The sequence below is a fragment of the Streptomyces sp. NPDC058239 genome, assembly GCF_042882185.1.
Classification (GTDB): Bacteria; Actinomycetota; Actinomycetes; order Streptomycetales; family Streptomycetaceae; genus Streptomyces.
In genome coordinates this window covers 24,035-36,917 of record NZ_JBHVWS010000078.1, presented here as the reverse complement: position 1 = coordinate 36,917, position 12,883 = coordinate 24,035, and the positions used below count along the sequence as shown (strand labels likewise).

Here is a 12,883-nt window from a genome sequence, read left to right as displayed (position 1 = left end):
CGAGCGGCATCGGCCGCGATCTGGCCCCGGCAAGGCGTGCGTCGTACAGCCGCGGCGCCGGATGGCGGCATGCGGTACGCGTACGTGCAGAAGGGAAACTGAGCGACCGGGCGAAGCGTGAGCCGGAGAAGGCCCTTTTCAACAGCATGTATCCCGTCCGGACGGAAGTCGGCGAGACCGCCCCGGTGGAGGCCAGGAACACCCGCGAATTCGTGCAGGCTCTCCGAGACCTGCACATCTGGGCTGGCAAGCCGTCCATGCGGGAGCTGGAGGCTCGTACCGGAAGCCACGTCAGCAAGAGCACCTTCCACAAGATGCTCAACGAGGACAGACTGCCGCGGTTCGATACTCTCGAAGCCTTCCTCAAGGCCTGCAAAGTGGAGTACCGAGAGGCGTGGATCCGGAAATGGCGCCTCCTGACACGTGACCAGGATGTCACGGCGGCTCGCCGGGGGACGGTATGAACCTCTTCGACGCCACCCTGCCCAACTTCCTTGGCGGCCTCGCAGTCCTCGCCGTGGGCAGCCTCCTCACATGGATGCTTGCCCGGCGAGCGGGAGGCATACGCCGGTACACCCTGCTCAACAGCGCAACCCCGGACGGCAGCCCGGTCCTGCACCTCACTACCCGCCGCGCGGGAACCATCATCCGTCGCGACGTAGGGCGGGGACTGGAGCGGTTCGAGCTCACCAAGGCCCAGCTGCCTGATGGCACGTACGCGGCCGAGCCAATGGACCGCTACACCTGATCGGCCAGCTCAGCACAGCGGAGGGCCCCGCACTCGCGGGGCCCTCCGTACTTGTGCACCAGAAGGTCGCCCAGCCAAAGAACGGCCAGCTACGACAACCCGCGGTTGTCGGCGAGCGATGCGGAGGCTCGTCGCAGATTCTCGGGGCTCAGCCCCTGTACCCATGTCAGTGAGCGATGCCTGGCCGAGGGCCCGCCGCCCTTTCGGATCCGCCGCCTGGTGCTGGTCGTCCAGGAGCTGCCCCGGCTCGACTCGTTCGACGGACAGCAGCCGCGGTGCCGAGTCGCCGTCGCGTGGTGCTCATGGGAGGAGTCTCTCCGCAGGTTTTCGGGGCCGGAGCGGACCGGTGGGTCAGGGCCGCCCCGCTCAATGCCAACTGACACGCCTCATGTCGCCAACCACTGACGTTCCGATGTCGCCCAACACGCTGAATGGGCTGAGCGCAATATCTAGCAAGATTGACAGCTCACCATGACGCGTACGCTCAAGCAGAAGCGACCCCCGGCACTTTACGTTCAGCCCTCGCGCCGGGTGCTCCTGACCGGGCTTCGCGCGCTCCCCCGCACGCCATAGTGCGCTCTGCTCTGATGGCCGATACAGGCATATGTTCGCTCTCAACCGATCCAGCGGGCGGGCTGCCCGCCCCATTCGAAGGGCTCTCAGATTGCGTCAGCGCATGAGACTTTCCCTGCTCGCGTCCGCTGTACTGGCCGCGGCTCTGCTCCCGGTCGGCTCCGCCAGTGCCGCTCTGGCCACACCCGCCACCGCTCAAGCACCGACCGCGGTGGCGGTGAACTGCCGGGACACCGTCGACGGGCTCTACTGCGGCTACGACCTCAGCGACGACTACACGGATCGCGGCGACTCTGGTGCGAAGGTGAAGGAGCTCCAGGCGCTGCTGATCTACCGGGGTTACTCGGTGGGGTCCACCGGCGTAGACGGCTATTTCGGAGCCGCCACGGAGTCCGCCGTGAAGCGCTTCCAGACTGCGGAAAAGATCACTGCCGACGGCATCGTCGGCCCGACTACCTGGTACCGCCTCCGGAGCACCGCCTAGACGAGTGGCTCCGATATACCTGATCGCATCTGGTCAACTTGCCGGGGGTGAGCGCAGGGCCGGAAGACCTCCCCCGGCATCATGGAGGTCCGACGCTGAAGGAGTGCCGCCCGTGCGACTGGTTTCCGATCCCGTGTTCGGCGAAGTAGATCTCACCGCTTCAGCGGAGGAACTGGCCGACTTGGCATACGCAGTGGCCGAGGGCGACGGGTTCATCGGCTCCGCATCATCACTGGACGGAGACACCTTGGTAGGTATCGAAGCCAGGAAGGCTTCCGGCGCCGGGGTTCGGATCGAACTCGACGCCTTGCGGCAGGTCCTGGTGATTAGTGGCGACCCTGGAGCCAGGGCGATCTTGGCAGACAACCTGAAGTCCATGGCTACCGCCGAGGGCGGCAGCCACCTCCACATTGACTACTTCCCCGAGCATCCCTATCTCGTTGAAGGGTCGGTGCCGATCGTGGTCAACAGCCCCCACGGAGGCATGCCGACCCAATGAGTGGCGGGACGGCCGCAGTCGCGATCAGTGCCGCCACGTCGACAGCGGGCGGCCAGGACCGCATCGCCGAAGACGACTCACTCCTCACCGGATGGTTCCGCGACGCGATCCTCAAGTGCCCCACCCCGGCCTCCGGTGAGTGGAACGATGTCCTGCTGCGCGCCTGCCACGGCCAGGGTGAGCAGGATCGCGACTGGGTTCGACAGCAGATCCCACCGGTGCCGACCCACCACCGACAACTGCGCCGCAAAGAGCCCCGAATCTGCGTCTGGGAGTACCTGACCGGCAGGGGCGGTTCAGCTTGGGCATGGGGTGTGTGGTGGCTGGTCGGGTAGGTATACCGAGCGTTCCTGCGCGGTGAGATCGCGGCCCACTGCGCGACATATTTTGCTGATCGCTGTGGTGGGGGCGGGCAGGGCTACGGCCCACATGCGTACGGTCCTATCTGCGCTGGCGGTGGCCAGGGTGCGCCCGTCCGGGCTGAAGGCCACGGACAAGACTGTGTCGGTGTGTCCGGAGAGCGTGGCCACGGTAATGCCTGTGTCGGTGTCCCACAGCCGCACCGTGCGGTTGTCGTTACCAGCGGTGGCCAGGGTGCGGCCGTCGGGGCTGAACGCCACGGAGAAGACGGGGGCGGTGTGTCCGGGCAGGCTTTTGCGGAGGTGGCCGGTGGCCGGGTCCCACAGCCGAACCGTGCTGTCGATGCTGGCGGTGGCCAGGGTGTGCCCGTCCGGGCTGAACGCCAGTGAGCCCATGCCATCGGTGGGTTCGGGTAGCACCCTGTGGATGCTGCCGGTGCCGGCGTCCCACAACTGCACTCCACGGTCCATCCCGCGGGTAGCCAGGGTGCGCCCGTCCGGACTGAACTCTGCCCTGAACACATCCGTGGTTTCACCGGAAAGCCCCGCGCGGAGGCGGCCGGTGTCCGCGTCCCACATCTCTACCCCGCGGTCGCTGCTGAGGGTGACCAGAGTGCGCCCGTCCGGACTGAACACAGCCGAGATCACTTCGTTCAGGCGCCCAGAGAGACGCTTGCGGCTGCGATTGGTGGCCGTATCCCACAAATCCACCCCGCGCCCATCGCTGGCGGTGGCGAGGGTGCGGCCGTCCGGACTGAACGCCACAGAGAACACCGTTTTGAGAGGGCTGGAGAGAACAACTCGGGTCTGGCTGGCTGCCGTGTCCCACAGCCGCACCGCACGGTCTTCGCCGCCGGTGGCCAGGGTGCGCCCGTCCGGACTGAATGCCACCGCGAAGATGAAGTTGACGTGGCCGGGGAGCGTGGCCATAGTGCCGCCGGTGGCCGTGTCCCACAGCCGCACCGCACGGTCAAGGCCGCCGGTGGCCAGGGTGCGCCCGTCCGGGCTGAACGCCACCGACATCGTTGCGTTGGCTCGTTCGCCAAGACTCCTACGGAGACGCCCGGTGCTTGTTTCCCACAGTTGCACCGCGTGGTCTTCGCCGCCGGTGGCCAGGGTGCGCCCGTCCGGACTGAACGCCAGCGCTCTCGTCCCGTGGGCCCCTTTTCCAAGCCTGCTGCGGAGACGCCCGGTGCTTGTTTCCCACAGTTGCACTACGCGCTCATAACCGCTGGTGGCGGCCAAGGTGCCCCCGTCGGGACTGAACGCCACCAACTCCGTCCCGTTGGTTTGTTCGCCAAGGCTCCTGCGGAGGCGCAGGGTGTCCGTATCCCACAGCTCTACCCCGCGCCCGGGGTGGGCGGTGGCCAGGGTGTGCCCGTCGGGGCTGAAGGCTACCGACATCGTTCCGTTGGTTTGTTTGCCCAGGCTGCTGCGGAGCTGGCCGGTGTCCGTGTCCCATAGCTGCACCGAGGGATCGCCGCTGCTGGCGGTGGCCAGGGTCCGTCCATCGGGGCTGAAAACCACGGAGAAAACACGCCCAGTCAATCCGGGAAGGCTTTTCCGCAGACGGCCTGTGGCGGAGTCCCATAACCGCACCGTGCCGCCGTCGCCAGCGGTGGCCAGGGTGCGCCCATCGGGACTGAACGCTACCGACATCAGAGCCCCGGGGTGGCCGGTGAGCCTGTGACGCAGAGGCACGCCGACGGCACCGTGAAGGCTCTCCAAGGCCTGGGACGTCGGGCTGGTGCGGTAGGCGTGGATGGCCAGCAGCGAGGCGAGATCTGAGTTTGTCCCTATGAGCGAGGCGGATTGAGCGGCGAGCTGCCGGGACAGGGCCACCTGTTGCGCGGTATCGGCAGCTTGCCGCTGCCGGTCACTGATCCGGCTCTGATTCCACGCGATCAGGCCCGCGGTGAGGGCAAGGACCAGAAAGACGGACAGGGTGGCACTGAGCGTGCGCAAGCGCCAGGTGGTACGCGCTGCCGCACGCTCGTCCTGTTCGCGCGCAGAAAGACCAGTAGTGAGGAAGGCCTGCTCCAGGTCGGTCAAGTCTGTGGAGTGCGCGCCGCTGAAGTGTTCCTGAGCGGTGACGAGCCGGCTTCCTCGGTAGAGGGCGCCCGGATCACGGCCCAGGTCTTCCCAGGCTCGTGCCGCTTCCGTGAGCTTGCGGTGCACGCGCAGGCGTTCGCGGTCCGCCTCGATCCACCCGCGCAGCCGCGGCCAGGCGGTCAGCAGCGCTTCGTGGGCGAGTTCGACGGTGGTGTTATCGAGGGTCAGCAGGCGCGCGCGGGCCAGAGCTTCCAGAACCGGGGTGTCTTCCTGCCCGCTGGAGGTCTGCAGCTCCCCGCGCTCGGCAGGCCGGCGGGTGTCGGGCGTTCCGTCACCGGGGGCGACCAGGCGCAGCAGCATGCGGCGGGCCGCAGCTGCCTGGGGTTCGGTGAACTGGCCGTAGACGTCCTCGGCGGTCTTGGCGATCGCGCCCTCCAGTGCGCCGGCTGCCTCATAGCCCGCCATGGTCAACGCTTTGCCCCGGCGCCTGCGCCAGGTCTCCAGCAGCACATGCGACAGCAGCGGCAGCCCGCCCGGCGCATCGGAGACCTCCTGAACGAGCCGGGAGGTCAGAGCGCGCTCGATGGTCAAGCCGTTGGCCGCGGCCGGCTTGACGATGGCCTCGCGCAGTTCCGCCGCGCTCATCGGGCCGGCCAGCAGGTTGGCGTCACGCAACGCCTCAACCAGGTCCCGGTGCTCGGCACAGCGGCCGTAGAAATCGGCGCGTACCGCGATGAGCACCCGTAATCGGCTTTCGGGGTTGCGGGCGGCCAGGAGCAGCTCGATGAACCGGGCGCGCTCGGACGGGGCCTGGCAGAGCGTGAAGACTTCTTCGAACTGGTCGACGATCACGAACGTGTCTGGGCCCACGCTCCCGGCACCGGTGCTGCTGGGGGTGAGGAGAGATGCGTGGGTACGTGCTGGATGCGGGCCCGGGGTAAGGATCCGGATCGCCGCCGGCCGCAGCCCCGTCTCCCGGGCGTGCTGAAGGCAGGGGACAAGGCCGGCGCGCAGCAGAGAGGACTTGCCGCTACCGGACGGCCCGAACACCGCCGCGAACCGCCGACGGCGCAGGAGCTGCAACAGGTCGGCGGTGAGCTTGTCCCGGCCGAAAAACCGGTCACTGTCACCAGCCTCGAACCGCACCAGACCCCGGTACGGCGGATCCACCTCCTCGCCGTCATCCCCCGGCCCCGAAGCAGCGGCAGCCTCCTCCACCGCCTGCCTCCACCGCGCCTCCCACACCGCACCATCGCCACCGCATGCCACCGCATACGCCAAAACCACCGGCAACGTCGGCAACTGCTCACCCCCAGCCGCTTGCGACAACGTCGTGATCGAATATCCCGCCCGGTCCGCCAGCGCCCGATAGGTGATCCCACCTGCCTCCGTGCGCAGCTTGCGCAACTCGAACGCGAACCGCTGCACCGGCCCCGCCCCCGGATCCACCGGCACCTCACGACGACCCGCCACGTCCCCACCCCTCCGGCCGCCTCATCAGCAGGCCAGCGGCCAACGTACGGGCCCCCACCACCCCACGAAAGATCGCGCCCGGCCATTGTTTGGCCGCCGGAACACCACTGCCAAACAAACCCCCGGCCGGTGGAATGAACAACGTTCGGTGCTGCCAGATCAGCAACAACGGCACCGAGCGATTCACATCCACGCGGCGCTCCACCATTGCGGCAACGCAATTGAGGGCTCGCCGGTCCGAAAGCGGTGGCGTGTACGGGATCGTACGCCCGCCCAGACTCAAGGAGATGACCTGCCATGACTACAGAGACCGAGTACGAGGCTCCCGCACTGGTGGAGATCGGTGACTTCGCCGAGGTGACCATGGGGCTCCCCAACTGGGGTTTCGACTCCCGGTGGACGTGCCTGCGAGTCGGCTGCCACTGACCCGACCAGTAACACCGCTCTATCTGTGAGGAGGCCGTCAACGGCCTCCTCACAGATAGAGCACCACCCCTGATCATCAGGGCGGCCCACATTCGACGGCGGCCAGAACCGCCTGTCTCGACCTCTGCCGCACATCCGAGACAGAGCCATTTTCCGACCGCCGTCGAATGGTCCAGCACGTGCGCCCAGCCCAAGCCGCCTCGGTGGGTGAGCGGTCATGCAGTTCAACACCTTGAGTGCTACGGAACTCTCCACGTCGGTCGAAGCCGATGACTGGTCGCCCGACTGCTGAGGGTGGAGCTGATCCGGTCGATCAAGGACACCTTCGGCGGCGCTGCGCGTGGGCTCCGCCCACCCTGGACAGCCCTGACAGCGGATCGGCTTTCAGTCTCCCTGGTCTTGGCGATAGGGAAACCGTCGTCCCCACCGCCGATTCCGTGATCTTCAAGCCGCGGGTTGCATGACCCTCGACACGCTGGAGTCGCCGAGAGGCGTACATACCACCCGACGTTCTGTTACGGAGAGATATGCGATTCGCGATTTTCGCCGACAGCCCAGCCGCGGCGGCGATAGCAGAACGCACCGCCCCCACGGCGGGCGGCCAGCTTCTGCGGCATGCCTCCGGCCGCCCCTGGATCGTGGGCCACTGGCAGCCGGCGGACGTCATCGCCACCAGCGCCGGCCGCCACCGCATCGCCTTGCTGGGCTGCACCCGCATCGACGCCCGCACGCTCCCCGACACGCTCGGCCGCGCTCGCACCCTTCAGGAACTCGACGCTCTCGCCCGCACCCTGCCCGGCGCCGCACACCTGGTCGCCTCGGTCAACGGGCGGGTGCGGGCCCAGGGCACCGTCACCGGCGTCTGCCAGATCCACTACACGCAGGTGGACGGCACCACCATCGCTGCGGACCGGCCCGACCTGCTCGCCGCGATGACCGGCGCGGGCCTGCGCGAGGACCTGCTGGCCCGCCAACTGCTCGCCCCGTTGATTCCCTACCCGCTGGGAGAACGGCCCCTGTGGCAGGGCACCGAGAAGGTTCCCGGGAACTCATACCTGGAGCTGACACCTGACGATGCTCACCGCGTCGTCAGGTGGTGGACAGCGCCGGAGCCGGATCTGCCGCTCGTGCAAGGCGCCGAGCGTCTGCGGTCCGCGCTGCACGACGCGGTGGCCGCCCGTACCCACCTAGCGGACACGATCAGCGCCGACCTCTCCGGCGGGATGGACTCCACCAGTTTGTGCTTCCTCGCCGGTGACCGCGGCCCCGCCCGCCTGGTCACACATCTGTGGGGAGCCCGGGACAGCGCCAACGACGACCAGACCTGGGCGGAACAAGCCGCCGCGGCCCTGCCCGGTGCCGAGCATGTGGTGACCCATCCGGACGATCTGCCCCTGTGGTACGAGGACCTCATGACGCCGACGGAGGACGCGGAAGGCCCGTTCGCCTGGATCCGGACCCAGGCCCAGCAGCTTGCCCAGGTCCGGCAGGCCGTCGCACAAGGATCGTCACACCACTTGACCGGCCACGGCGGAGACGAACTGTTCGCCGCCCTGCCGACCTACCTCCACACCCTGGCCCGCACTTCCCCCCGCAGCGCCTGGCGACTGACCCGCTCCCATGCGGCGATGTTCCGCTGGAAGTCCGGCCCCACGCTGTGTGCTCTAGCCGACAACCGCTCCTACGGCACCTGGCTGGCCGCGGCAGTCGACGACCTTGCCGCACCTCCTCCCCGCAACTCCCGGCCGGATTTCGGCTGGGGCGTCAGCTTCCGGATGCCGGCCTGGGCCACGCCGGACGCGGTGGAAACCGTCCGCGGCATGCTCCGCGACGCCGCCCTCACCGAACCCCTCGCCCCCCAACGAGGCCAGCACCTCGCCCTGGAAATGGCCCAGGAATGCGGCAACACCATCCGCAGGGTCAGCCGGATGACCTCATCGCTGGGGGTGGCCTGGCACGCACCGTTCGTCGACGACCGCGTCGTGGAAGCGGCATTGTCGATCCGCCTCCTGGACCGGGCCGAGACCGCACAGTACAAACCACCGCTCGCCGCCGCTATGCGCGGCATCGTCCCGGACCGCATCCTGGGCCGCCCCACCAAGGCCGAGTTCAGCGCCGAGGCGTACGCAGGACTGCGACGCCACAAACACCACCTCGCCGAACTCTGCGACCACCTGCACCTGGCCGACAAAGGCCTGGTCGACCCCGACGCCTTCCGCGCCGGTCTGCTCGGCCTCCACCCCGGCTCACTGACGATGATCCCGCTGGACGCCACCTTGGCCTGCGAGTCCTGGCTGCGCTCCGTGACGACCACCGCCCCCTCACCCGCGCTGCCCGGAGGCCACCGATGAAGATCAGCCTCGCCCCTCACGTCACCGAAACCCGAACCGAGAACGGTGAGTCGGTCCTGCTGGACCGCCGCAACGGCCGCTACTGGCAGCTCAACGCCTCCGGAAGCGAGATCCTGTCACTCCTGCTCCGCGCCAGCGACATTGCTGAGGCAACCGCGGAACTGCGCAACCGGCACCCCAAGGCAGCCGACCGGATCCCCGGCGACGTCCAGGCCCTGCTGACGTCACTGCGCACCAGCCGCCTGGTGCAGTCATGAGCATGCCGATCGGCCTGCAGTCCGCCCGCAGCCGGCCATCCCTCCCCCACCGCATCGCCGCCCGGGCCGTCGTGCCCGTAGTCGGCTTGCTGATCCGCCTTTCCCCCCGCCGCTTGTCCCAGGTCTTGGCCTGGCTGCAATTTGGCGCACGCCCCGCCTCCCACGCCCAAGCACTTGCCGCACGCGACGCCGTAGTCGCTGTAAGCGTGCGCTGCGCCGGACAGGGCTGCCTGCAACGGTCCGTAGCCACCGCGGCCCTGTGCCGACTGAGGGGCGTGTGGCCCGACTGGTGCACCGGAGTACGCACCGAACCGTTCCGCGCCCACGCCTGGGTCGAAGCCGAGGGACAACCGGTGGGCGAGCCCGATGACACCCACCTATTCCTCCCCGTCATGACCGTGCCCGCACGCCGATGACCCCCACCCCAACCGGCGCCCGCCCCAAGCCCAGGAGACGACACGCCATGACGACAACCACACCCCCGCTGCGCCTCGGTGTGCTCCTCGGCAGCGAACGGGCCCCCGGCCACACCTCCGCAGACGTCTTCGCCCGTACCCTGGCACTGGCCAAGGCGGCGGAAAACCTGGCGCTCGACGACCTCTGGGTGACCGAACATCACTTCCTCGACACCTCCGTCAACCCCTCCGCGCTGACCCTGGCCGCCTTCCTGCTCGGCCACACCCAACACCTGCGCGTCGGCACCGCAGTGACCCTCCTGCCCCTGCACCCACCCGTACACATCGCCGAGCAAGCCGCCCTGCTCGACCATCTGTCCGGCGGCCGATTTGCCCTGGGCGTCGGCCGCGGCCAGCCGGCCGCGGAGTACGAGGTGATCGGCCGCGGCATCGAACACTGGCAGCACGGCCTGGGCGAGGCACTCGACATCGTCCACAACGCCTGGAACGGCACCGCGCAGTCTCAGACGAACCTCCACGCATTCCGCGAAGTACCCGTCGTCCCCGAACCACGCCCCGGAACCCGACCCCCCATCCACGTGGCCGCCAGCTCACCGGCCACCATCGAAACCGCAGCCACCCGCGGCCTGCCCCTCCTGCTCTTCTACGACAAGAACGCCGAGGCCAAAGCCGACATGGTGGCCCTGCACGCCAAACTGGCCGCCGCCGCCGGCCACCGCGCCGACGGCTACGAACACGCCTTCGCCCTCTACGCCCACGTCACCGACACCCCCGAACAGGCCCACGCCCTGATGCGGGCCCGCGCCCAACGCCTACTCGAAGGCGACCACCAACTCCAACTGCTGACCAGCAACGATCCCCCCAGCACCGATCCGGCCGTCGACGACGCCCTCATCGACGCCGTCACCGAACGCCTGCTCGTCACCCAACCCGTGGGCGACGCGGCAACCTGCGCACAACGACTGGCAGACCACATCACCATCTCCGGATGCACCACCGTCCTGTGTCACGTGGAGACCGACCCCAGTACGGCACTGCACAACCTGCGGCGCCTGGCCACCGACGTCTTCCCCGCCGTCCGCGCCCAGCTGAGCACCACCGCCGGAGCCCCCCAATGACCCACTCCCCGGCCCCACCGCTCTCGGTCCGGCAGACCTGGCGGGCCCTGTACAGCTACATCCGGCCCCACCGCGCGGCCATCGCAACCGGCGGACTCCTGACCCTGACCGGATCAGCCGCAGCCCTGGCCCAGCCGCTGGCGGCCAAAGCCCTCGTCGACGCCCTGGCCGCCGACCGCCCCTACACCACCGTGCTGATCACCCTGACCGCCCTCGTGATATCAGGCGCCGTGATTCAAGGAAGCGGCCAGTACCTCCTCGAACGCACCGCCGAGTCAGTGGTCCTCACCGCCCGCCAACGCCTCACCACCCGACTCCTACGCCTGCGCATCCCCGAAGCCGACCGGACCGAACCCGGCGACCTGCTCTCCCGCGTCACCTCCGACACCACCCTGCTGCGCCAGGTCTCCACTCACAGCCTGGTCTCCGGCTTCACCGGGGCAGCCACCCTCATCGCCGCCATTGTCCTGATGGGAGCACTCGACCTGGTCCTGCTCGGAGTCGCACTGGGCGTCATCGCCCTCAGCACCGCAGCAACGACAATGCTGATGCCGCAGATCGCCCGCGCCACCCACGCCGCCCAGGAATCGGTCGGATCGCTCGCCTCGACACTCGAACGCAGCCTCGGTGCCCTGCGGACGGTCAAGGCCTCAGGGGCCGAGGACCGCGAGACCACCGCAGTCCACGCCGCCGCCCACCGCGCCTGGACTCACGGGGCACAAGCCGCCCGCTGGCAAGCACTCGCCTCCTCATCGACCGGACTCGCAATCCAGACCGCCTTCCTGGCGGTTCTGGGCACCGGCGGCGCACGGGTCGCCTCAGGGGCGATCGAACCCTCCACGCTCGTCGCTTTCCTACTGTTCCTGTTCTACCTGACCGCCCCGGTCGCCCAACTCATCGACGCGTTCACGCAATACCACACCGGATCCGCAGCGATCGCCCGCATCACCCAGGCCCAGCAGTTGGAGATCGAACCCGCACCGGACCCCGCCGCCCGCCGCCCGCACACCATCCCGCACCCAGCTCGCGTCACTTTCCAGGACGTTATCTTCGCCTACAGGGACGGACCACCCCAGGTCCACCGAGGGGTGTCCTTCACCGTCCCCGGCCCCGGGCTCATCGCACTCGTCGGCCCGTCCGGCGCCGGAAAGACCACAGTCTTCGCACTGATCGAACGGTTCTACAACCCCACCAGCGGCCGCATCCTCATCGACGGCAAAGACATCCGCCGCTGGCCCCTCGACCAACTGCGGGCAAGCATCGGTTATGTCGAACAAGACGCCCCCGTACTGGCTGGAACGCTCCGCGACAATCTCCTGCTCGCCGCCCCCCATACCCCCGACCACGCCATCCACCAGGCCCTGCGGCGCACCCACCTCGACACCCTCATCGACCGCCTCCCACAAGGCCTCGACACCCCCGTCGGCCACTGCGGAAGCCACCTGTCCGGCGGCGAACGCCAAAGGGTAGCCATCGCCCGAGCCCTCCTACGCCAACCACGACTGCTGCTCCTGGACGAGGCCACAGCACACCTAGACGCTGCCAACGAGGCCGTCCTCCACGACATCATCGCCGAGGTGGCACGCCACACCACGGTGCTGGTCATCGCACACCGCCTGTCCACGGTCACCATGGCCGACCACATCCTCGTCATGGAAGCCGGCCGGGTCCGGGCAGCAGGAACCCATCACGAACTGATCGCCTCCGACCCCCTCTACGCACGGCTGGCGGCCACTCAATTCCCTGACCACAGCGGGGCCGGACAGGATCACATTGCCCGCCCCGCTGCTCGTTCCCAGCTGCTCATCGACTGAGGCGGATGGGCGGCCGTTCAAACGAACGCGAGTTCCAGGGCCGGACTGAACCGTCCTCAGCGCGAATGGAGCCAGACACCGCCGTACGCCACGATGGCACCTCCGGCAGAAGTGGCTGCGCCACGGATCAGGTAGAGGCCGGCCTCATTGCGCATCCGTCGTGCTCGTACCGCCCATCGGGATGTACTCGGGGGTTTCGGTGCCAGGGTCGGAGTCGTAGTCTCGTTCATGGACTTGAGCTTCTCCTTCGTCGGGAACGTTCGGTCTTCTGCAGACGGCTCCCTGCCCACCAGGGGGCCGTCGCCGTTTCCGG

At 68.5% G+C, this 12,883-nt stretch carries 11 protein-coding genes and 1 pseudogene; 11 read left to right on the top strand and 1 reads right to left on the bottom strand.

Translation table 11 applies throughout. The annotated features are described in order from the left end of the window. From ACFVYE_RS43140 to ACFVYE_RS43120, 5 genes and pseudogenes are all read left to right on the top strand, one after another. Positions 1-464: pseudogene (locus ACFVYE_RS43140) on the top strand (hypothetical protein); the annotation flags it as partial. Further along, a complete protein-coding gene (locus tag ACFVYE_RS43135; RefSeq protein WP_389608929.1) occupies positions 461-748 on the top strand; it encodes a hypothetical protein in 288 nt (95 codons plus the stop codon). The pseudogene ACFVYE_RS43140 and the gene ACFVYE_RS43135, both read left to right, overlap by 4 nt. A 676-nt stretch (positions 749-1,424) precedes the next feature. Continuing rightward, the gene (locus ACFVYE_RS43130; protein ID WP_389608927.1) at positions 1,425-1,805 is read left to right on the top strand and encodes a peptidoglycan-binding protein; all 381 of its coding nucleotides are present in this window, start codon (positions 1,425-1,427) and stop codon (positions 1,803-1,805) included. Positions 1,806-1,917: 112 nt separating this feature from the next. Next, entirely contained in the window at positions 1,918-2,304 is a 387-nt protein-coding gene (locus ACFVYE_RS43125; RefSeq protein ID WP_389608925.1) for a hypothetical protein, read from the top strand. Beyond that, entirely contained in the window at positions 2,301-2,639 is a 339-nt protein-coding gene (locus tag ACFVYE_RS43120; RefSeq protein WP_389608923.1) for a hypothetical protein, read from the top strand. The genes ACFVYE_RS43125 and ACFVYE_RS43120 overlap by 4 nt, the downstream gene beginning before the upstream one ends. Here ACFVYE_RS43120 and ACFVYE_RS43115 read toward each other — a convergent pair. Further along, the gene (locus ACFVYE_RS43115; RefSeq protein WP_389608921.1) at positions 2,601-6,188 is read right to left on the bottom strand and encodes a helix-turn-helix domain-containing protein; all 3,588 of its coding nucleotides are present in this window, start codon (positions 6,186-6,188) and stop codon (positions 2,601-2,603) included. The two genes, ACFVYE_RS43120 and ACFVYE_RS43115, sit on opposite strands and share 39 nt — an antisense overlap. Before the next feature lie 297 nt (positions 6,189-6,485). On the opposite strand from ACFVYE_RS43115, the gene ACFVYE_RS43110 reads away from it, so the two are divergent. From ACFVYE_RS43110 to ACFVYE_RS43085, 6 genes are all read left to right on the top strand, one after another. Beyond that, entirely contained in the window at positions 6,486-6,614 is a 129-nt protein-coding gene (locus ACFVYE_RS43110; protein WP_189282290.1) for a lasso RiPP family leader peptide-containing protein, read from the top strand. Between the two features lie 527 nt (positions 6,615-7,141). Continuing rightward, on the top strand, positions 7,142-8,965 hold the full coding sequence (locus ACFVYE_RS43105) for an asparagine synthase-related protein (protein WP_389608919.1): 1,824 nt from the start codon (positions 7,142-7,144) through the stop codon (positions 8,963-8,965). After that, positions 8,962-9,222, top strand: a complete 261-nt coding sequence (locus tag ACFVYE_RS43100) for a lasso peptide biosynthesis PqqD family chaperone (RefSeq protein ID WP_389608917.1) — start codon at positions 8,962-8,964, stop codon at positions 9,220-9,222. The genes ACFVYE_RS43105 and ACFVYE_RS43100 overlap by 4 nt, the downstream gene beginning before the upstream one ends. Continuing rightward, entirely contained in the window at positions 9,219-9,638 is a 420-nt protein-coding gene (locus tag ACFVYE_RS43095) for a lasso peptide biosynthesis B2 protein (RefSeq protein ID WP_389608915.1), read from the top strand. Before ACFVYE_RS43100 ends, ACFVYE_RS43095 begins: the two co-directional genes overlap by 4 nt. Before the next feature lie 47 nt (positions 9,639-9,685). Further along, on the top strand, positions 9,686-10,756 hold the full coding sequence (locus tag ACFVYE_RS43090; protein ID WP_389608913.1) for an LLM class flavin-dependent oxidoreductase: 1,071 nt from the start codon (positions 9,686-9,688) through the stop codon (positions 10,754-10,756). Next, the gene (locus tag ACFVYE_RS43085; protein ID WP_389608911.1) at positions 10,753-12,570 is read left to right on the top strand and encodes an ABC transporter ATP-binding protein; all 1,818 of its coding nucleotides are present in this window, start codon (positions 10,753-10,755) and stop codon (positions 12,568-12,570) included. The genes ACFVYE_RS43090 and ACFVYE_RS43085 overlap by 4 nt, the downstream gene beginning before the upstream one ends. The last annotated feature ends 313 nt before the right edge of the window (positions 12,571-12,883 follow it).

Bases quoted from the DNA above. Each gene is read 5' to 3' on its own strand.
- ACFVYE_RS43085 (WP_389608911.1), top strand. From the start codon at position 10,753: ATGACCCACTCCCCGGCCCCACCGCTCTCGGTCCGGCAGACCTGGCGG.
- ACFVYE_RS43135 (WP_389608929.1), top strand. From the start codon at position 461: ATGAACCTCTTCGACGCCACCCTGCCCAACTTCCTTGGCGGCCTCGCA.
- ACFVYE_RS43090 (WP_389608913.1), top strand. From the start codon at position 9,686: ATGACGACAACCACACCCCCGCTGCGCCTCGGTGTGCTCCTCGGCAGC.
- ACFVYE_RS43105 (WP_389608919.1), top strand. From the start codon at position 7,142: ATGCGATTCGCGATTTTCGCCGACAGCCCAGCCGCGGCGGCGATAGCA.
- ACFVYE_RS43120 (WP_389608923.1), top strand. From the start codon at position 2,301: ATGAGTGGCGGGACGGCCGCAGTCGCGATCAGTGCCGCCACGTCGACA.
- ACFVYE_RS43100 (WP_389608917.1), top strand. From the start codon at position 8,962: ATGAAGATCAGCCTCGCCCCTCACGTCACCGAAACCCGAACCGAGAAC.
- ACFVYE_RS43130 (WP_389608927.1), top strand. From the start codon at position 1,425: ATGAGACTTTCCCTGCTCGCGTCCGCTGTACTGGCCGCGGCTCTGCTC.
- ACFVYE_RS43110 (WP_189282290.1), top strand. From the start codon at position 6,486: ATGACTACAGAGACCGAGTACGAGGCTCCCGCACTGGTGGAGATCGGT.
- ACFVYE_RS43095 (WP_389608915.1), top strand. From the start codon at position 9,219: ATGAGCATGCCGATCGGCCTGCAGTCCGCCCGCAGCCGGCCATCCCTC.